Origin of the sequence: Methylonatrum kenyense, assembly GCF_023195885.1 — a bacterium.
Lineage (GTDB): Bacteria > Pseudomonadota > Gammaproteobacteria > Nitrococcales > Aquisalimonadaceae > Methylonatrum > Methylonatrum kenyense.
In genome coordinates, this window is the sequence record NZ_JALPKO010000001.1 from 42,776 (window position 1) to 59,596 (window position 16,821).

At 62.3% G+C, this 16,821-nt stretch carries 16 protein-coding genes, 1 pseudogene and 1 riboswitch; of the genes and pseudogenes, 11 read left to right on the forward strand and 6 right to left on the reverse strand.

Going from position 1 to position 16,821, the window contains the following annotated elements; translation table 11 throughout:
- Nucleotides 1-147: 147 nt before the first annotated feature.
- The gene (locus M0534_RS00220; RefSeq protein WP_248566396.1) at nucleotides 148-315 is read right to left on the reverse strand and encodes a DUF1674 domain-containing protein; all 168 of its coding nucleotides are present in this window, start codon (nucleotides 313-315) and stop codon (nucleotides 148-150) included.
- A gap of 135 nt (nucleotides 316-450) precedes the next feature.
- On the opposite strand from M0534_RS00220, the gene ygfZ reads away from it, so the two are divergent.
- Nucleotides 451-1,425, forward strand: a complete 975-nt coding sequence (gene ygfZ, locus M0534_RS00225) for a CAF17-like 4Fe-4S cluster assembly/insertion protein YgfZ (RefSeq protein ID WP_248566397.1) — start codon at nucleotides 451-453, stop codon at nucleotides 1,423-1,425.
- Here ygfZ and M0534_RS00230 read toward each other — a convergent pair.
- Nucleotides 1,407-3,179, reverse strand: a complete 1,773-nt coding sequence (locus M0534_RS00230; RefSeq protein ID WP_248566398.1) for an L-lactate permease — start codon at nucleotides 3,177-3,179, stop codon at nucleotides 1,407-1,409. The two genes, ygfZ and M0534_RS00230, sit on opposite strands and share 19 nt — an antisense overlap.
- Nucleotides 3,180-3,311: 132 nt before the next feature.
- Here M0534_RS00230 and M0534_RS00235 point away from each other — a divergent pair, with 132 nt between their 5' ends.
- The 3 genes from M0534_RS00235 to M0534_RS00245 all read left to right on the forward strand — a co-directional run bounded on the left by M0534_RS00235 (nucleotide 3,312) and on the right by M0534_RS00245 (nucleotide 6,783).
- On the forward strand, nucleotides 3,312-4,142 hold the full coding sequence (locus M0534_RS00235) for an IclR family transcriptional regulator (RefSeq protein ID WP_248566399.1): 831 nt from the start codon (nucleotides 3,312-3,314) through the stop codon (nucleotides 4,140-4,142).
- 68 nt (nucleotides 4,143-4,210) lie between these two features.
- A riboswitch (TPP riboswitch) is annotated at nucleotides 4,211-4,323 on the forward strand.
- Between the two features lie 55 nt (nucleotides 4,324-4,378).
- Nucleotides 4,379-6,265 carry a phosphomethylpyrimidine synthase ThiC gene (thiC, locus tag M0534_RS00240; protein WP_248566400.1) on the forward strand — a complete coding sequence of 629 codons (1,887 nt, stop codon included), beginning with the start codon at nucleotides 4,379-4,381 and terminating at the stop codon, nucleotides 6,263-6,265.
- 155 nt (nucleotides 6,266-6,420) lie between these two features.
- On the forward strand, nucleotides 6,421-6,783 hold the full coding sequence (locus M0534_RS00245) for a hypothetical protein (RefSeq protein ID WP_248566401.1): 363 nt from the start codon (nucleotides 6,421-6,423) through the stop codon (nucleotides 6,781-6,783).
- Between the two features lie 348 nt (nucleotides 6,784-7,131).
- Here the strand turns inward: M0534_RS00245 and eda are convergent, their stop codons facing one another.
- Nucleotides 7,132-7,773: a bifunctional 4-hydroxy-2-oxoglutarate aldolase/2-dehydro-3-deoxy-phosphogluconate aldolase gene (eda, locus tag M0534_RS00250; RefSeq protein ID WP_248566402.1), complete on the reverse strand. Its 642-nt coding sequence runs from the start codon at nucleotides 7,771-7,773 to the stop codon at nucleotides 7,132-7,134.
- 223 nt (nucleotides 7,774-7,996) lie between these two features.
- On the opposite strand from eda, the gene M0534_RS00255 reads away from it, so the two are divergent.
- The 3 genes from M0534_RS00255 to M0534_RS00265 all read left to right on the forward strand — a co-directional run bounded on the left by M0534_RS00255 (nucleotide 7,997) and on the right by M0534_RS00265 (nucleotide 9,755).
- Nucleotides 7,997-8,374, forward strand: coding sequence for an MAPEG family protein (locus M0534_RS00255; RefSeq protein WP_248566403.1), 378 nt, complete (start codon nucleotides 7,997-7,999; stop codon nucleotides 8,372-8,374).
- A 401-nt stretch (nucleotides 8,375-8,775) separates the two neighbouring features.
- Nucleotides 8,776-9,240 (forward strand): RDD family protein, encoded by a 465-nt coding sequence (locus M0534_RS00260; protein ID WP_248566404.1) that lies wholly within the window; start codon nucleotides 8,776-8,778, stop codon nucleotides 9,238-9,240.
- A gap of 77 nt (nucleotides 9,241-9,317) precedes the next feature.
- Nucleotides 9,318-9,755, forward strand: coding sequence for a hypothetical protein (locus M0534_RS00265; RefSeq protein ID WP_248566405.1), 438 nt, complete (start codon nucleotides 9,318-9,320; stop codon nucleotides 9,753-9,755).
- 90 nt (nucleotides 9,756-9,845) lie between these two features.
- Here the strand turns inward: M0534_RS00265 and M0534_RS00270 are convergent.
- Nucleotides 9,846-10,097 (reverse strand): annotated as a pseudogene (locus M0534_RS00270) (transposase); the annotation flags it as partial.
- A gap of 218 nt (nucleotides 10,098-10,315) precedes the next feature.
- On the opposite strand from M0534_RS00270, the gene M0534_RS00275 reads away from it, so the two are divergent.
- From M0534_RS00275 to M0534_RS00285, 3 genes are all read left to right on the forward strand, one after another.
- Nucleotides 10,316-11,635: a lipopolysaccharide biosynthesis protein gene (locus tag M0534_RS00275; RefSeq protein ID WP_248566406.1), complete on the forward strand. Its 1,320-nt coding sequence runs from the start codon at nucleotides 10,316-10,318 to the stop codon at nucleotides 11,633-11,635.
- Nucleotides 11,628-13,397 carry a hypothetical protein gene (locus tag M0534_RS00280; RefSeq protein ID WP_248566407.1) on the forward strand — a complete coding sequence of 590 codons (1,770 nt, stop codon included), beginning with the start codon at nucleotides 11,628-11,630 and terminating at the stop codon, nucleotides 13,395-13,397. The genes M0534_RS00275 and M0534_RS00280 overlap by 8 nt, the downstream gene beginning before the upstream one ends.
- A 263-nt stretch (nucleotides 13,398-13,660) precedes the next feature.
- A complete protein-coding gene (locus M0534_RS00285) occupies nucleotides 13,661-13,990 on the forward strand; it encodes a hypothetical protein (protein ID WP_248566408.1) in 330 nt (109 codons plus the stop codon).
- A gap of 104 nt (nucleotides 13,991-14,094) precedes the next feature.
- Here M0534_RS00285 and M0534_RS00290 read toward each other — a convergent pair whose 3' ends face one another.
- Nucleotides 14,095-15,075: a LysR family transcriptional regulator gene (locus M0534_RS00290; RefSeq protein ID WP_248566409.1), complete on the reverse strand. Its 981-nt coding sequence runs from the start codon at nucleotides 15,073-15,075 to the stop codon at nucleotides 14,095-14,097.
- 99 nt (nucleotides 15,076-15,174) lie between these two features.
- Between M0534_RS00290 and M0534_RS00295 the strand changes: the two genes are divergently transcribed.
- A complete protein-coding gene (locus M0534_RS00295; RefSeq protein WP_248566410.1) occupies nucleotides 15,175-16,077 on the forward strand; it encodes a DMT family transporter in 903 nt (300 codons plus the stop codon).
- 324 nt (nucleotides 16,078-16,401) lie between these two features.
- Here the strand turns inward: M0534_RS00295 and M0534_RS00300 are convergent, their stop codons facing one another.
- On the reverse strand, nucleotides 16,402-16,818 hold the full coding sequence (locus M0534_RS00300) for a PaaI family thioesterase (RefSeq protein ID WP_248566411.1): 417 nt from the start codon (nucleotides 16,816-16,818) through the stop codon (nucleotides 16,402-16,404).
- Between the last annotated feature and the right edge of the window lie 3 nt (nucleotides 16,819-16,821).

The following is a 16,821-nucleotide window of genomic DNA, read 5'->3' on the forward strand; positions in this document are numbered from 1 at the left end:
TAAAAGACGCGCCCGGCGTCAAGTCCGGACAACCCAACAAAATTTTATTGATTGATCAGTAAATAAATCGTATCGCCATCCGGCGCGCCCAGAGGCGCGCCCAGATTAAGCTCGCGCGCAGACGCGGGAATAAATTTCAGCGTCTCCTTAAAAATCCGTGACGCGCCCGTTCTTCTCCCAGTCACCGTAGCGCGTCGGCTCCGGTCCGTCCTGTCCGCCCTGCTCCGGCGGCAGCTTCGGGCCTTGCTGCTGTTCACGTCGCCGGCGCGCCTCGTCCAGCGCCAGTTCCGCGTTCCGCCGCTGATCCTGTTCCATGCGCTTCTCCCGATGCGTATCCTGCCGTTGGCCTTGGTTTCACCAGCCATCGTCACAACGTATTGTCAATCTTATGTTCCATGATATCGCTGCATTGCAGCAAGCCCTGACCCGCACCGCCGATTGGGAGACGGAATGAGCACCACCCAGAACGCCGCGACTATCGAGCCCCGCATTGTTCAACAGCTGGAAGACGGCGCGGTGATTCCGCTGCCCGCACTGGGCCTGCTGCAGGTTAGCGGCGACGACGCACGTGCCTTCCTGCAGGCGCAACTGACCCAGGACATTTCCAGCGCCAGCAACAGCCAGTGGACGCTGGCCGGCTACTGCAATCCCAAGGGGCGCCTGTTCGGCCTGTTCACCGTGATCCAGAGTGATGCCGGCTTTCTGCTGCTGACCCGCCGCTCACTGCTTGACGGCCTGCTGAAGCGGCTGCGGATGTTCGTGCTGCGTTCGAAGGTGACTATCGAGGACGTCTCCGATGACTACGCCTGTCTCGGGATTCTGGGCAACGGACCGCTGCAACGGCTGGAGGAGACCGCGGGCAGCGCACCTGATGGACCGTATGCGATGCATCAGGCCGGCGACCTGCTGGTGCTCAACCAGCCGGGTGGCATCCCGCGGCAGTCGCTGATCGGGCCCGCCGAACAGGTCGAGGCCCTGCAGCCAGGCATCCGGGGAAATACGGAGCCGGCTGGAGAAGAGCTCTGGTGGCTGACCGAGATCCGCGCCGGGATTCCGGTGGTGACCGAACACACCACCGAGGGCTTCGTGCCGCAGCAGGTGAACCTGGAACTGGTTGGCGGCGTGAACTTCAAAAAGGGGTGCTACCCGGGCCAGGAGATCGTTGCCCGCATGCATTACCTGGGCAAACCCAGCCGCCGCATGTACCGCATGCTGGTTCCGCTGAGCTCCACGCTTCCGCAACCCGGCGACAAGGTCACCGACGGCGAGGGCAAGACCGCCGGTGACGTGGTAATCGCTGCCCCGGGGCCGGACGGCGCGGAATTGCTGGCAGTCCTGAAAACCGGTTTCGAGGACCGCCAGGATCTCCAGGTCGGCGACGCGCCGGCCGAGATCGCCGCCCTGCCCTACGCCCTCGAGGGGTAGAGCCACATGAATGCGATGGTGGCGACCACGATCACCCCCCACAGCAGCAACCAGCTCGCGCTATAAATCAGAGCCATGCCCAGCACGCCGGCAGCCGCGACGTAATAGCTCATCGGCAACAGCGCCTTGCGAATCAGCGCCCCTTCTCGGCCAAGCAACCCCACCGTGGCGCAGGCTGCGACCACGTTGTGCACACAGATCATGTTGCCTGCGGCACCACCCACAGCCTGCAGCGCCACTACCAGCGCCGCGCCCTGAGCATCCAGGCCGATGGATTCCGCAGTTGCGAACTGAAACAGCGAGAACATCATATTGCTGACCGTGTTCGAGCCGGCGATGAAGGCACCGAGGGCACCGATCAGCGGTGACAGCAGCGGCCAGGCCTCACCGGTGGCCGTTGCCAGCGCCAGCGCCATGATCTCCGGCATGCTGTAGGTTTCGCTGCTTCCTGCCAGCACCGCAGCATCCGTGTTCAGGAACACCTGCACCATCGGCACGGCGAAAATCAGTGCCGCACCGGCCCCGATGATCATCTTGCCCGAGGCCCGCCAGGCCGTTGCGTAGGCTCCGGACCGCGTCCACATGCGGTGCATGAAGTAGGTCGCCACCGAGCCGACCAGCAGCATGAAGCCGGGCAGATACAACGGCTGCGAGGAGACATTGATGCCGCTGCCGAAGATGTCCTGCAACTGGATCGTGAAGACCTCGGCACGCAGGAAGTCCACCACCGGATCCACGGTTCGGGTGATAACCAGCAGCACCGCGACGATCACATAGGGCATCCAGGCGCGCAGCAGGCTGATGGTCCGGCTGTGCTCGGCGGACGGCTCTTCCACATCCTGCAGTTCGCCGATCCACTCCGCCTCCCAGCGCGCACGCTCGGGAAACTGGAACTGGTCCTTCGGCATCAGGAAGCCGGCGCGGGCCGCCGGCAGGACGATGGCCAGGCCGACCAGGCCGCCGATCAGGCTCGGGAACTCGGGACCGAGCAGGTTCGCCACCAGGTTGTACGGCAGTATGAAGGCCAGCGCGGCGAACACCGCGAATTTCCAGACCCTGAGCCCCTCGCGGAAGGAACGATTCTCACCGAAGAAGCGGGTCAGCATGCCGGCCATGATCAGCGGAATGAGGATGCCGACGAGGCCATGCAGCAGGGCCACCTGGGTGCCGATATGGACCACATACTCCTCGATCGGGGTGGTGCCGATCAGGCGTTCGACCACCGACTGCCCCTCCAGTCCGGAGGTCACGCCGACGATCATCGGCGTGCCCACGGCACCGAACGACACCGGCGTGCTCTGGATGATCAGTGCGCAGAGTACCGCGGCCATGGCCGGGAAACCGATCGCCAGCAACAATGGCGCGGCAATTGCGGCCGGCGTGCCGAAACCGGATGCCCCTTCGATCATCGAACCGAACAGCCAGGCGATGATGATGGCCTGGATGCGCCGGTCCGGCGTGATGTCCATGAAGCCCTGGCGGATCACTGCAATGGCGCCGCTCTCGCGCAGCGTGTACAGCAGGACGATGGCGCCAAACACGATGAACAGGATATTCAACGCCGTGACGATGCCGTTGACCGAGGCCGCCATGGCGGTTGTGAAATCGGTACCCCACAGGGTCAGGGCGATCCCCAGAGTCACCAGGTAGGCCAGGGGCATGGCGTGCTTGGCCGGCCAGCGCAGCACCACCAGAAACAGGAATACGGTGAATACCGGCATCAAGGCAAGCAGAAACAGAACGCCGAGACCCATGGGCTTTCCCCCCTGTTATTGTTCGCGCGGGCGCCACCGGGGACATGAACACCGGTGCAGCATAGCAGCCGGTTTTCATCGGCAGTCGCCGGTCTGGTCTAATAGCCCATCCGGCAATGCGTCAGGAAAACCATGACAGGCAACAGTCCGGCAAGCACCCGCCCGCGCGCCACAGTCGCGGGCACCCAAACAGACACGGTCCAGGCGCTGGATCGCGGCCTGCGGCTGCTGCGCCTGCTCGCGAAACATGAACAGGGGGCGCTTCTAACCGACCTGGCGAAAGAGCTGACGCTGCCCGCCTCCACCGCGCACCGCCTGCTGGCAACGCTGCAACAGGCGGGCTTCGCGGAACTGGACGAGGACACCGGCCTGTGGCGGGTCGGGGTCGAGACGGTGCCGGTCGGCAGTGCCTATCTGCGCGGCCGCGACCTGGTCAGCCTGGCGCGGCCCTTGATGCGGCAACTGACCGATGCATCCGGTGAAACCTCCAACCTGGCAATCCGGCGCAAGGCCTTCGCCGTGTACCTGTCCCAGGTGGAATCCCGCGCCATGGTACGGGCCTTCTCGCGGATCGGTGACCGCGTACCGCTGACCTGCTCCGGGGTCGGCCTGGCCCTGCTGTCACGTGCATCGGAGTCCGAACTGGACGCGTTGATCGCCGAAGCCGGCCTGCCGGTGAAAACCGAGAAATCGATCCGCAGCCGGTATCAACTGGACCGTGCCCTGATCGAGGCACGGCACAACGGCTACGTGATCGATGACGAGGCCCAGGTGCCCGGCATGCGCTGCGTAGCCGCGCCGTTCTTTGATACCTGGGGCGAGGTGGCGGCGGCCATTTCCATCTCCGGACCCAGCAGCCGGTTGACAGCGGAACGGCTGCCGGAGCTCGGCCGGCTGGTGGCAGATACCGCGGCCAGGATCACCGAGCGGCTGGGCGGGAAAACCCTTCCACCCGAAAGCTGAGCCGATCACTCTGACAACGGGCGCCAAATGCCCTACCCTGTGCTGACACAGGACACCGAATTACCGAAAGACCGAAGCGGGGGTGCGCCGCAGTGGACCATGCGTGATGGTCCGGCGCTGAGAAAGACCCTTTGAACCTGATCCGGCTCGTACCGGCGAAGGGAGCTTCGATGAGACCCTCATCGTCGCCGTTCTCCGCTTCGTGTTTGCCACTTGCTTCAACCGAGGTAAACGCGATGAGCAGCAAGCAGACCAGCGCCTTCTCGACCAAGGACGCCGCCGTTCTCAACCAGGAAGTCACCACGCCCCTGCCCGGTTCGCATCGGGTCTACGTGACCGGCAGCCGGCCGGATATCCGCGTGCCGATGCGCGAAATCCAGCAGTCGCCGACCATCGGCAGCAACGGCACCGAGCAGAACCCGCCGATCACCGTCTACGACACCTCCGGTCCGTACACCGACCCGAGCCAGACCATCGATCTGCTGCAGGGCCTGCCCGAGGTCCGCCGGGCCTGGATCGACGAACGCGGTGACACCGAACAGCTCGACGGCCCGACCTCCGACTACGGCCGCGAGCGCGCCGACGACCCGGCCACCGCCAGCCTGCGCTTCTCGCACATCCGCGCACCGCGCCGTGCAAAGCCGGGCCGCAACGTCAGCCAGATGCACTACGCCCGCCAGGGCATCATTACGCCGGAGATGGAATACATCGCGATCCGCGAAAACCAGCGCATCGAGGAACTGCAGGACAAGCGCCTGCTGAAACGCCACCCGGGCCAGAGTTTCGGCGCCGAGATCCCGGAGCGGATCACCCCGGAATTCGTCCGCGACGAGGTCGCCCGCGGCCGCGCCATTATCCCCTGCAACATCAACCACACCGAGCTGGAGCCGATGATCATCGGCCGCAACTTCCTGGTGAAGATCAACTGCAACCTGGGCAACTCGGCGGTCACCTCCTCGATCGAGGAAGAAGTGGAAAAGATGGTCTGGGGCATCCGCTGGGGCGGCGACACGGTGATGGACCTATCCACCGGCAAGCACATCCACGAGACCCGCGAATGGATCCTGCGCAACAGCCCGGTACCGATCGGCACCGTGCCGATCTATCAGGCGCTAGAGAAGGTCAATGGCAAGGCCGAGGACCTGACCTGGGAAATCTTCCGCGACACGCTGATCGAGCAGGCCGAACAGGGCGTGGACTATTTCACGATCCACGCCGGCGTGCGCCTGCCCTATGTGCCGCTGACCGCGGACCGGGTTACCGGCATCGTCTCCCGCGGTGGTTCGATCATGGCCAAGTGGTGCCTGGCGCATCACCAGGAAAGCTTCCTCTACACCCACTTCGAGGACATCTGCGAGATCATGAAGGCCTATGACGTGGCCTTCTCGCTGGGCGACGGCCTGCGTCCCGGCTGCATCGCCGACGCCAATGACGCGGCCCAGTTCGCCGAACTGGAAACTCTGGGCGAACTCACCGAAATCGCCTGGAAGCACGATGTGCAGGTGATGATCGAAGGCCCGGGTCACGTGCCGATGCAGATGATCCAGGAAAACATGGAAAAGGAACTGGAAGCCTGTAACGAGGCACCGTTCTATACCCTCGGCCCGCTGACCACCGACATTGCGCCCGGCTACGACCACATCACCTCGGCCATCGGCGCCGCCCAGATCGGCTGGTACGGCACGGCGATGCTCTGCTACGTCACGCCCAAGGAGCATCTGGGCCTGCCGGACCGGCAGGACGTGCGCGACGGCATCATCACCTACAAGATCGCGGCCCACGCCGCCGACCTGGCCAAGGGCCATCCGGCCGCGCAGGTCCGTGACAACGCGCTTTCAAAGGCCCGCTTCGAGTTCCGCTGGGAAGACCAGTTCAACCTGGGCCTGGATCCTGACAAGGCCCGCGAATTCCACGACCAGACCCTGCCCAAGGAAGGCCACAAGGTCGCCCACTTCTGCTCCATGTGCGGCCCCAACTTCTGCTCGATGAAAATCACCCAGGACATCCGTGAATACGCCGATGCCAACGGACTGAACAACGCCGACGAGGCGATTGCCAAGGGGATGCAGGAGAAAGCCGTTGAGTTCCGCAAGCGTGGCGCGGAGATCTACCAGACCGACTGAGAAATAAGCCGGAACCGGCAGCCATCACCTGCGGGTGGCTGCCGATTCCGGATCGTCCAGGTGTCGTTTTCGCCTACCCTTGGTGCAGAAGGGCCACGACACGGCCTTGCCGGCCTGACCCCTGAATCCGGAGTCCTTGACCGGGAAAACGGACGATGAACGGCATGCGCATCCTTTGCTGGATAGTCACCGCGGTTACCGTCTGGCTCTGCCTGAGCGTTCCGTTCGGCAGTGGCGTCTGGGCCGGTGCGGTCCTGCTGCTGTTGGTGGCCAGCCGCCTCGCGTCGGGAAACCTGCTGATCTTTTTCCTGGTGACTGGCTGGGTCGCGCTGTCCAATGGGGACCTGACCGCCACATCGTCGCTCGAGGCCCTGTACCTGCCGCTATGGGTGATGCTTTCAGGTCTCTATGTGCTCTGTTTCGCGGTGTGGATCGTGCCCGGCCTCGCGGCCCGCGGCAGCGCCCCGGGCAGCACCGGGGCCGGCGGCGACGGGGGTGGTGGCGCCAACGGATGCTAGGCGACCGGAGGCGATTTCCCAGTCCAACAGACCGGTCAACAGTTCATGGGCCCCGATATGCCGGACTTCCCGCTTAAGGAAACACTGATCTATTCGCGCGTCTGCGCCCGAGACCGGTTTTGGTCATCTGGCAAGGCGCGGTGCCGGTTCGGTAGCCAGAGCTACCGGGCCGGTGGCGCAACGCCGCCAGGGGCCAAAACCGGCCGGGCCCTTCGGGTTGGGCCGCATTTTTCCCGATTGCTGTGTTTCGCTGCTTGACCGCAGAACGACTGCGGCACCGCGCAGCGCGCCTTGCCTCGGAGAAAAATGCGGACTCCAACGCAGGCGTGGGAATAATTCAGTGTTTCCTTAACGTGATCGATGCGGTATGAGGTGGCAGGCGCGCGAGGCCAGCCGCCTGATCGTGTCCCATTCACCGGCAGCGAGCAGATCCGGCGGCGCGAACCAGGAACCGCCAACCGCGATGACGTTGGGCTGGGACATGTAGGCACCAAGGCGTGCCTCGCCGATACCACCGGTCGGGCAGAATCGCACGTCGGGAAACGGTCCGCTCAATGCCTGCAGCATCTCCGGGCCACCGGCCTGCTCGGCCGGAAACAACTTCAGGGTGTCGAAACCAAGGTCGCGCGCGTGCATCAGCTCGCTCGGCGTCATCACCCCCGGCAACAGCGGTAAGCCGGCGCGCTCGGCGGCGCGAGCAACCGCCCCGCTCAGCCCCGGGCTGACCGCGAACGCGGCGCCGGCATCAGCCGCCTCCGCCACCTGCTCGGCAAGCACAACGGTTCCAACGCCAAGCCGGGCCTCGGGCACCTCGCGCACGATCTGGCGCATGGCATCCAGAGCAATGTCCGTGCGCAGCGTCACCTCCATCACCGGCAGCCCGCCTTCCACCAGCGCCCGCGCCAGCGGAACCGCTGCCTCCAGACGGGAAATCCGTAGCACCGGAAGGACCGACGTGCCGGCAAGAATCTCTCGAATGCCCTGGCTCATGCTTGTCTCGACTCCCTTCGTTGTCGGGGGGCCACGGAAAGGGCCCGGAATGTGCCGACAGCATAACGCGCATGGCGCCGTCTGCGGCATCGGGGATCTGACGCCTGGCCACGGACCACAAATAGACTGGGCTCTGCAGTTCAAGGTCGTAGAGTAACCGCCCGATCTCACCCCGCTGCAGTCATACTGGAGCACCGTTCCAGCCCACGCGGAGTATTCTTTGATGATCACCTCCTACTATGCCGCCGCCCTCGCCCTGATTCTGGTCCAGCTTGCGATGGGGGTGATCCGCCTGCGCCGCGCGCACCAGGTACGCCTGGGCGACGGAGACAATCCAACACTCCAGGCGGCAATTCGCGCCCAAGCCAATGCCGCCGAATACATTCCCCCGGCGTTAGTGCTTCTGGTGGTCCTGGAACTGAATGGCGGCCACTGGCTACTGCTGCACCTCGGCGGCCTGACACTGGTCATCGGAAGGATTCTTCATGCACGGGCACTGGCAACGGATTCCATCCGCCTACGGGTGTTGGGCATGCAATGCACCCTGTTTCCGATCATCGGACTTGCGCTGGCCTGTGTCGGCTATGCGGCGTCTGGGTAAGATTACCCGGAAAATCGGACAGGGAATGGGTAACCCCGGTGTATCGCGAAAAAGTTTGTGGGTGTCCCCGATTTCGCGTCCCCGATTTCGATTTCCGGTGGTACGGCTTGGCTCGATGCCGGATCACGTGTCGAAAAACCTGACACCACGCGCCGCTTTTATCCTTCAAAAAGGCTATCTCAAATTATTATCGACTCGATGCTATTGATTTAAAAAGCTTTCACAGCTTCTCGGTACATTTATTGCTTCCATACAGACTCTTCACTTGTACCCGGAAGGCACGGCCATGACACAGCCCTGTACTCTTCGTGACTGGCCCGAGTCCGACGTCGAGGGAGTGCACCATGCACCCGGCTTTCGCAAGTTATTTATTCTAAAAGCTCCCCGCCAAAGGAGTTGAAATGGAAAACCAAATGGAACATGCGGGATTCTGGATCCGATTCGAAGCCTACCTAATCGACGTTATTCTTATAACATTAATACTCGGACCATTAACTCTCTCCCTTTGGGTCTGGGAATATTTTTTCGATCCATATCGCCCATTGATGTGGCGTTCCTCGGATTTTTTTATAAACTATGTCTTGCCGTCCATTGCCATAATCACGTTTTTTCTCTTTACACAGGCGACTCAGGGAAAGATGGCTATTTCGGTAAAAATCGTTGATGCGGTTACAGGTGAGGCGCCACGGCCAGCTCATTGCGTAGGACGGTTTTTCGCAACTCTCTTCTTACTTCCTCCACTCGGCTTGGATTTTCTACGGATCGCTTTCGATAAGAAAAAGCAAAGCTGGCAAGATAAGCTCGCTGGAACAGTTGTTACTCAAAAAATGGGGAATGGTGTTGAGCCAGTTTTTCGCCTACCGTGAAAATAACAAGGGCAGGATTTAATTGTTGATAGACACCCGAATCATTAACTGATATGAACAACGATCGGAGAGAATTCATGAGAGCAAAAATATTTTTTACTGTTTTGATTTTTGGGCTCCTGATGTCGACATCTGCGAGCGCGCAAACGGCGTCAGAACGGTTAGGTAATTGTCTCGTCCAATCGAGCACCGGCGCGCAGCGCATAATCTTGGCGCGATGGATCGGTTTAGCTCTTCTTGCACATCCAAGCGTAAGAGACAGCGTCGCTGTTCCAAATCAGGTTGTCAATGAAACAAATCGCGACGCCGCCCGGACCTTTACGCACCTCATATCAGAGGCGTGCAGAACTCAAAGTTCAGACGCTCTCAGGGAGGGCGTTGGGGCATTTGAAGCAGCATTTGAGGTCTTGGGTGAAATCGCCATGCAGGAAATAACAAGTGATGCCGACGTTGACGCGAGACTTATGGGATTCCTTGATTATATGAATGAGGATGATTTTAGGTTTCTTGAATAGAAAAAGGCTGACTATTGTTATGTCTGAAACCGCGAAAGAGAAGGCACCATATCTGCCCTGCAATTTAATAGTCGATTCTGAATAAGGCGTTTACGCGGCCACTGGGTGGCTGTTGTTGTGGCCTATGGCCGGTATCAGCGCCGACGTGGTCTGCCGCATGCGCTGGACGATGAGCCACAAAAGCGCTGCCAGGTACCGCAGCAGCAGCCGAATGTTGTGTCCGGCAGCGCAGAGCACCGCGTGCAATGCATCCCCCAGCGCCCCTTTCAGCCGGCAACGGTCCATACGGCCGTCGGCCTTGATGTGGCCGATCACCGCCTCGATGGCGCTGCGGCGCTTGAGTTCGCGGTTGATCTGCCGGGAAACTTTCAGCGGAAACTTTCAGGACATCCTCAAACTTTTCCGAAATGAAAAATCCGACGCCCCGTGGTGGGTTGACGGGGTGATCCCGACATTGTGGCAAGTCAGTTCGTTTCGGGGACCGGGAGGCTCTATTCTTGTCGGAACGAACAGAACACGACCCGGTTACCGGGCTTGCAATCAACTTGTCAGGGGGGGACATGGGGGATTTGGCCCGGTTGGGGAGCCGCTTCCTGCAGGATCTGGCCAGACGCCCCTTTGTTCGCGATGTCGCGATGCTGGCCACAGGCACCGCAGCGTCCCAGGCCATCATGATGGCATTCGCCCCGTTGATCACCCGTCTCTACGGGCCGGAAGCGTTCGGGCTCAATAGCATTTTCCTGTCCCTGGTGGCACCCCTGTGCGTGCTAGCCACCCTCAGCTACCCCATTGCCATCGTACTTCCGGAACGGGAGCGGGATGCCCGAATCCTGGTACGGCTGGCCCTGGCACTCGGGGCGGTAATGGCGCTGCTCATCTCGGTCGGCCTGTATTTCGCCGGCCAGGAACTTCTGGTGATACTCAATGCCGGCGCCATCGCAGCCTTCATGTACCTGATCCCGGTAGCTGTTTTCGTTGCAGTGCTGGGCGACGTCATGGGGCATTGGCTGATCCGCAGGAAGGCTTTCGCGATCGCTGCAAGGTATAAGGCCTATACAGCACTGCTTGTCAACGGCGCAAAGTCCGGCCTGGGTCTCATTCACCCAACGGCAATGGTACTCATCGTAACCAATACGCTGGGCAACCTTGTCGGCACCACACTTACATACCTCCGCTGGCGCAAGGAGGCGCGGGGCCGGACGGAGCCGAACGTCCCTACCGCGGCCGGGCCACAATTGACGACGCTGGCGATGGAACACAGGGACTTCCCGCTCCTGCGCACTCCCCAAAACCTGATCAACATCCTGTCGCGGAGTCTGCCGTTACTGCTGCTGGCAGCCTTCTTCGACGCCGGCGCCGCCGGCCAGTACGCTATCGCCATGGCGGTTCTCGCCCTGCCTTCCGCGCTGATCGGCAGCTCGGTGCTCTCGGTTTTCTATCCGCGCGTCAACGAGGCAAAACGTAACGACGAGGATGTCCGCGGGCTAATCATCAAGGCCACAGTCGGCATGGCCGCTGTCGGTGCATTACCCTTTCTGGTAATCATCATCGCGGGGCCCGCGCTGTTCCAATTCGTTTTCGGCGCGGAGTGGCGGACTGCCGGCGTTTACTCCCAGTGGCTGTCGCTGTGGCTGTTCTTCGGGTTCGTCAACCGTCCTGCGGTCGGGGCGACACCGGTGTTAAAACTGCAAGGATTTCTACTGACTCACGAAGTGATCAGCGTGACGCTGCGCGTAATGGCGCTGTATATCGGATTCTTGGTGCTGGACGATGCTGTATCCGGCATTGCGATATTCAGCCTAGTCGGGATGCTTCTAAACATCTGGCTGATCCATCACGTGGTACGTGCCAGCAAACAACCGGAGCCCCACGATGAGTGATTTCCTGTACTCCAGCAGACCGATGAAGAAGGGCCTGCTGGCGGCTCACCTGCAGAAGATCTATCTCAACGGGACCGTGGACGCGGTCGAATACCATGGATCGTGGGGCTCATTGGCCGTCACCCAATCGACTTACAACGGTTTCGATCCCGTGGAGACGGACAGGCACATCTGCGTCGTTATCGGTGGACCCGTGCTTCGATTCACCGATAACGCATTCCTCGCTGGAACGGACCGACAGGCGGGTACGCGGGCGATCCTGAAACGCTGGCGGGATGGCCCGGTGAACTGGTCGGAGGACTTGAGCGGGCCCTTCGTCGCCCTCCTGGTCGACAAGATCACGAAAAACATCACCTGCATCACCGACCTGATGCTGTTCATTCCCGTGTACTCGCACGTCAGCGCCGACAAAACCACGATTGGCACGCACGTGGACGCACTGGCCAGGGCAGTGAGCCAGGAAACGCTGTTTGATGCTGTGTCGCTAGCGGATTTCGTTTTGCATCACGTCATTACCTATCCTTACACCGCCTACGAAAACGTTCGGCAATTTCAGCCTGCGACCGCGCATTGCATCGATCCGATCAACGGAGTATTCGAGGCTTTGCAACCCTACTGGAGGCCGGAAGAACGGACACCGTTCCGAAAGCTCAACGACGCGGCGACGGCCCTGCGCAACGGCGTGACCGGTGATATCGCCCGGATCACTGGCCCCATGGATCATGTGGCACATTTCATCAGCGGCGGCGAGGATTCCCGGGCTTTGGCGGGCATGCTTCCGCGCAACATCAAGCGAGACGCCATCGTGTTCCTGGACCGGATGAACCGGGAAGGGCGCGTCGCCCGCAAGGCCGCCGCCGCATACGGCGCCGAGTTTCGAGCGAGCTACCGGGACCCGCTCCACTACCTCGACATCCTGCCCGAGGCGGCAACACTGGTGGGAGCTGGTCACCAGTGCATTCACGCCCATGCCCTTGGCCTCGACGAGACCCGACGCCTCGCCGCCTATCCGGCTGTGTTCGGAGGTTACCTGGCGGATACTCTGCTCAAGGCCGTGTACGCGCGGCAACCGAAAGTCTCGCGCCAGGGCTGGATCCCCCAAGTCATGCTGCCAGGGGAGGCACGCACCGCAGGAGTCCGAAGCCCATTCTTCCCGGACGATGTGCTGGCGGAACTGACCCTGCGGCGGCGCGATCACCTGGACCGTATCCTGGAATTCCGGCCTGTGACCGCCCACGAGTGGTTCGAAACCTGGCCCATGACCATGCGGGTCGCTGTTCCCAACCTGTACAGCAACCGGCGACTGTTCCCAAGTTACGAGCCCTTCATGTCACATGATGCCGTCAAGGTGAGTGCGGCAGCACCGACCCAGTGGAAAATGAACCATCGACTATTCCATCGGGCGTTCCGCCCGTACCTGCGCCGGTCCCGTTTCGTCCGCCATGCCGACGGCCGCTTTCCGTATTACCCATGGTGGGTCAACGCTCCCATCCGGTTCGGAACCCTGCTCGGCGGCAAGATCGGCGAGGCGATCCGGCCACCCCGGGTCCACCAGGGCCCGTGGAACGACTGGGGCAAGGTGCAGTCGAGTCCGGCCTGGGAGGCAGCCATCCGCCGGGCTTCGGTGGACGCGGTGGCTGTACCCGTCCTGCAGACGGCCATCGCCCGAAACGCTCTCGCCGACGAACGGCTGGACGTCTACCGTAAGGTCAACCTGCTCCAGCTTAGCCACCACGTGAGAAAAAACCTCCACAAGCGCTGACCACCTGGCGGAAGGGGAAATTTACAAATCTTGAAATCTAGGAGAAATCTAGGACACCCTTAAATTCCCCGCACACAGACTTCAGGACTTGGGTTCGTTCGCGCCACTAAAAATCCGAGGGTGTCCCCAATTTCCAATTTCCTATTTCTCGCCGGCGCTGAACGGGCCAGGCATCAGGCGGTCAAACCTGGCGGTGATAGATTGGATGCCCAAGCATCCTCCGGTACACTGGGGCAAGTGAGAAAAAGACGGAGTGCGCTGCGATGACTGCGATGGCCAGTCCCTTTTCCGGTCTTGAGGAACGTTCGGGTGATCCCCGGTTTTTCATGGGGCTTCTCGGTGGTATCGCCGCGCTGATGCTGGTTACGGCCACGGCCGAGATGCAGCACTCTTCCGGCGCTACCCTCAGCGGTTTCCAGTTGCCGATCTTCGACAACGTGAGCGAGATGCGGCCGCAGGGCCCACCGCCGGTGTTTGATGTCGACCAGATGAGCCCGGAGGAGGTGGAACAGGTCGCGCCGACGCCGTACAGCGCGAATATCGATGGCAGCGGTCGCGACGGCGGCAACGCCCGCGCCCGTCCGGAAATGTAAGCGACCGTCTCACTCCGCATCACGGACGGCCGTCAGCCCTGCTGGCGGCCGTTTTTCTTTGCCCGGGCGGAAAGGCACCGTGGCCTGTCCTCGGCCGCGGGCCTTCAGCGGGCAAACGTGTCCTGACGCGTCCTGTCGGCCCTCGCCCGCAGGCCGGAACGGACTGCTTGGCCGACGATCCAGTGCCACAGTGCGCGCAGACCGGGTTCCCGGCGGCGGCTGGTCTTGCAGGCGAAGAAGAAACGATCGCCGGTGCGGTGCATGCCTGCATGCAGCGGCACCAGGTCCGGATCGTCATCGGGTTGCATCATGTAGTCGTTGGTCAGGGCGATGCCCTGATGGTGGCGGGCCGCGGCGTGGGCCATCAGCATATGACTGAAATGCTGCATCCGGCTGCTGGCCGGCACGCTTGAGCCCTGCGCGGCAAACCAGTCTGTCCAGTCCTCGCCCGCACGCCCGGTGATGCTGGACGAGGACAACAGCGGATGACCATGCAGCCAGTCGGGTTGCAGGCGGTCCGGTGGCTCTTCACCAATCAGCCCGCGCTGGCGCAACTGCTGGTGCACGGTTTCCCGGTACTGCCGGCTGCAGATCGGGAAGATGCGTTCCTCGTACAGCAGGTCGGTGCTGAACCCCCGCTGCCGTGGCTGCAGGGTGATGAAGGCATCGGCCAGACGATCTGACAGGTCCGGCGCCTCATCCAGCATCTCCAGCATGACCTCGATCTCGGGGTGCTGGCGTTGCAGGTCCGGCAGCCTGGGAATCAGCCAGCGCACGGCGAACGAGCTGGGCGCGGCCAGACGAATGGCCGTGCTGGCGCGGCCTTGCAAGGCGCCAGTGGCCTGCCGGATCTGGTCCAGCCCGCTGCTGATTTCCTCCAGGTAACGCCGACCCTCGGCCGTGAGTTCCACCGTGCGGCCGCGACGCAGCAACAGTGTCTCGCCCAGAAAGTCCTCCAACTGGCGAATCCGGTGGCTGACCGCGCTCTGGGTGACGTGAAGTTGCGCCGCCGCCCGGGAAAAGCTGCGCGCCCGGGCCACCGCCTCGAACACCGGCAGGGTTTTCAGCGGTGGCAGATTATCCATGATATTTTTTCATGAGGAAACACGTTACATCATTATATCTGATGCCATTCCTGCCGTAATCTTGCTCAATTCAATGATTTCGCACGGAGATGCAGGACCATGTCGGGCAAGACGGCACGCGGCGCCATTCTGTTGCTGGTGATCGGCAATCTGCTGGCGATTCTGTCGGACATCATCGTCAAGGCACAGGGCAGTGACGTACCGGTGCTGCAGTTCCTGTTCATGCGGGTGCTGTGCACACTGGCCATATTGCTACCGTTCTGGCCGCTGCTGGACCACCGCGGGCTTGGCCGCGGCACGGCCGTGCACGTTGCCCGGGCGCATATCGGGCTGGTCGGCGTCCTGTGCATGGTGGTGGCCCTGGTGCATCTGCCGCTGGCCACGGCCAATGCCCTGTTCTACGCCGCGCCGCTGGTCATCCTGCTGCTGGCGGTGGTGCTGTTCCGCGAGCGCGTGTCCGTGCTGGGTGTGACCGCGGTCGTGCTCGGCTTCGCCGGGATACTGCTGATCCTCCGGCCGCTGGATTTCGGCTGGTACAGCCTGAGCGGGCTCGGTGCCGCAGCGGCACTGGCGCTGAGCGCGCTGCTGGTACGCAAGCTGCCGCGCAGCCAGAACACCATGGATGTGCTGTTCCTGACCCATGTCTACGCCCTGCCCGCCGCCCTGCTGCTGATGCTCTGGGAGGGCGCCCCGTGGGACTGGCGCCTGCTCGCGGCGGCCATGGGCTCGGCGCTGATGATCCTGGGCTACAGCACCACGGTGATCCTCGCCTACCGCGATGTGGCGGCCAACCGCGTGACCAGCGCCGAATACACTGGCCTGATCTGGGCGGTGCTGCTGGGCTGGTTACTGTTCGCCGAGGTGCCGGACGCCTGGTTCTTTGCCGGCGCGACGCTGATCGTGGTGCCGCTGGTCCTGCTGGGGCTCAGCGAGCGGCAACGTCGGGCACCCGCCGGTGCGCCACCGCCAATCAGCCACGAGCCGCGGGAGGAAAGCGGCTAGCGGTGGGCTCCCCTTACCCAAGGCGACGTGTTTCTGGCCAAAGGCGTAGTGATCCCCTGGCAGGACAGCGCGGATTTTCGGACAAGGAAAGTGTTCTGACGAACGAGGCCCGGGATGGGCATCGGCGGCGGCGGTAACCGAGAGCCTGTTGCCATGATCGTGACGGATCACACAGCGTGCATTCGCTGCGCTTAATACACCCTACACCTCGTGCGCAGCGCCCCTTGCCCCGGAAAAAATGCGGACTCCAACGCAAGCGTGGGACTAAACCAGTGTTTCCCTGGCAGCCGGCCCCCGGCCCAACGCCCGATGCAGCATTGCCGCTTAGTCCTTGGTGCGATCCGGCGGGATAGAGTAGGTGCCGACCACATGCGCCACCGGCTCCGGCATACCCTCTGAATAGCAGTAGACTTCGCCCACGGCTAGCGAGCGGCCGACCTTGAGCAGTCGCGCCTCGGCACGGATTGCCGCATCCGAAGACGGCTTGCGCAGGAAGTTGGCGGTCAGGTTGGTGGTGACCGCCAGCGGTACCAACCCGATTTCGCCGAGTAGCGCCACATACAGGGCGACGTCCGCGATACCCAGCAATACCGGCCCGGAGACGGTGCCGCCCGGCCGGAGTTCGTCCGGGCCGATCGGGTGGGTCACGCTTGCCGCGCCGTCACCGACGGCGATTACCCGACACTTTGTCTGGGGAAACTCGGTGGTGAGAAAATCCGCCACGCTGTCGCGATCAACCATACT

Excerpts from the sequence above, each read along its gene's own strand:
- M0534_RS00220 (WP_248566396.1), bottom strand. The coding sequence starts at position 315 with ATGGAACAGGATCAGCGGCGGAACGCGGAACTGGCGCTGGACGAGGCG.
- ygfZ (WP_248566397.1), top strand. The coding sequence starts at position 451 with ATGAGCACCACCCAGAACGCCGCGACTATCGAGCCCCGCATTGTTCAA.
- M0534_RS00230 (WP_248566398.1), bottom strand. The coding sequence starts at position 3,179 with ATGGGTCTCGGCGTTCTGTTTCTGCTTGCCTTGATGCCGGTATTCACC.
- M0534_RS00235 (WP_248566399.1), top strand. The coding sequence starts at position 3,312 with ATGACAGGCAACAGTCCGGCAAGCACCCGCCCGCGCGCCACAGTCGCG.
- thiC (WP_248566400.1), top strand. The coding sequence starts at position 4,379 with ATGAGCAGCAAGCAGACCAGCGCCTTCTCGACCAAGGACGCCGCCGTT.
- M0534_RS00245 (WP_248566401.1), top strand. The coding sequence starts at position 6,421 with ATGAACGGCATGCGCATCCTTTGCTGGATAGTCACCGCGGTTACCGTC.
- eda (WP_248566402.1), bottom strand. The coding sequence starts at position 7,773 with ATGAGCCAGGGCATTCGAGAGATTCTTGCCGGCACGTCGGTCCTTCCG.
- M0534_RS00255 (WP_248566403.1), top strand. The coding sequence starts at position 7,997 with ATGATCACCTCCTACTATGCCGCCGCCCTCGCCCTGATTCTGGTCCAG.
- M0534_RS00260 (WP_248566404.1), top strand. The coding sequence starts at position 8,776 with ATGGAAAACCAAATGGAACATGCGGGATTCTGGATCCGATTCGAAGCC.
- M0534_RS00265 (WP_248566405.1), top strand. The coding sequence starts at position 9,318 with ATGAGAGCAAAAATATTTTTTACTGTTTTGATTTTTGGGCTCCTGATG.
- M0534_RS00275 (WP_248566406.1), top strand. The coding sequence starts at position 10,316 with ATGGGGGATTTGGCCCGGTTGGGGAGCCGCTTCCTGCAGGATCTGGCC.
- M0534_RS00280 (WP_248566407.1), top strand. The coding sequence starts at position 11,628 with ATGAGTGATTTCCTGTACTCCAGCAGACCGATGAAGAAGGGCCTGCTG.
- M0534_RS00285 (WP_248566408.1), top strand. The coding sequence starts at position 13,661 with ATGACTGCGATGGCCAGTCCCTTTTCCGGTCTTGAGGAACGTTCGGGT.
- M0534_RS00290 (WP_248566409.1), bottom strand. The coding sequence starts at position 15,075 with ATGGATAATCTGCCACCGCTGAAAACCCTGCCGGTGTTCGAGGCGGTG.
- M0534_RS00295 (WP_248566410.1), top strand. The coding sequence starts at position 15,175 with ATGTCGGGCAAGACGGCACGCGGCGCCATTCTGTTGCTGGTGATCGGC.
- M0534_RS00300 (WP_248566411.1), bottom strand. The coding sequence starts at position 16,818 with ATGGTTGATCGCGACAGCGTGGCGGATTTTCTCACCACCGAGTTTCCC.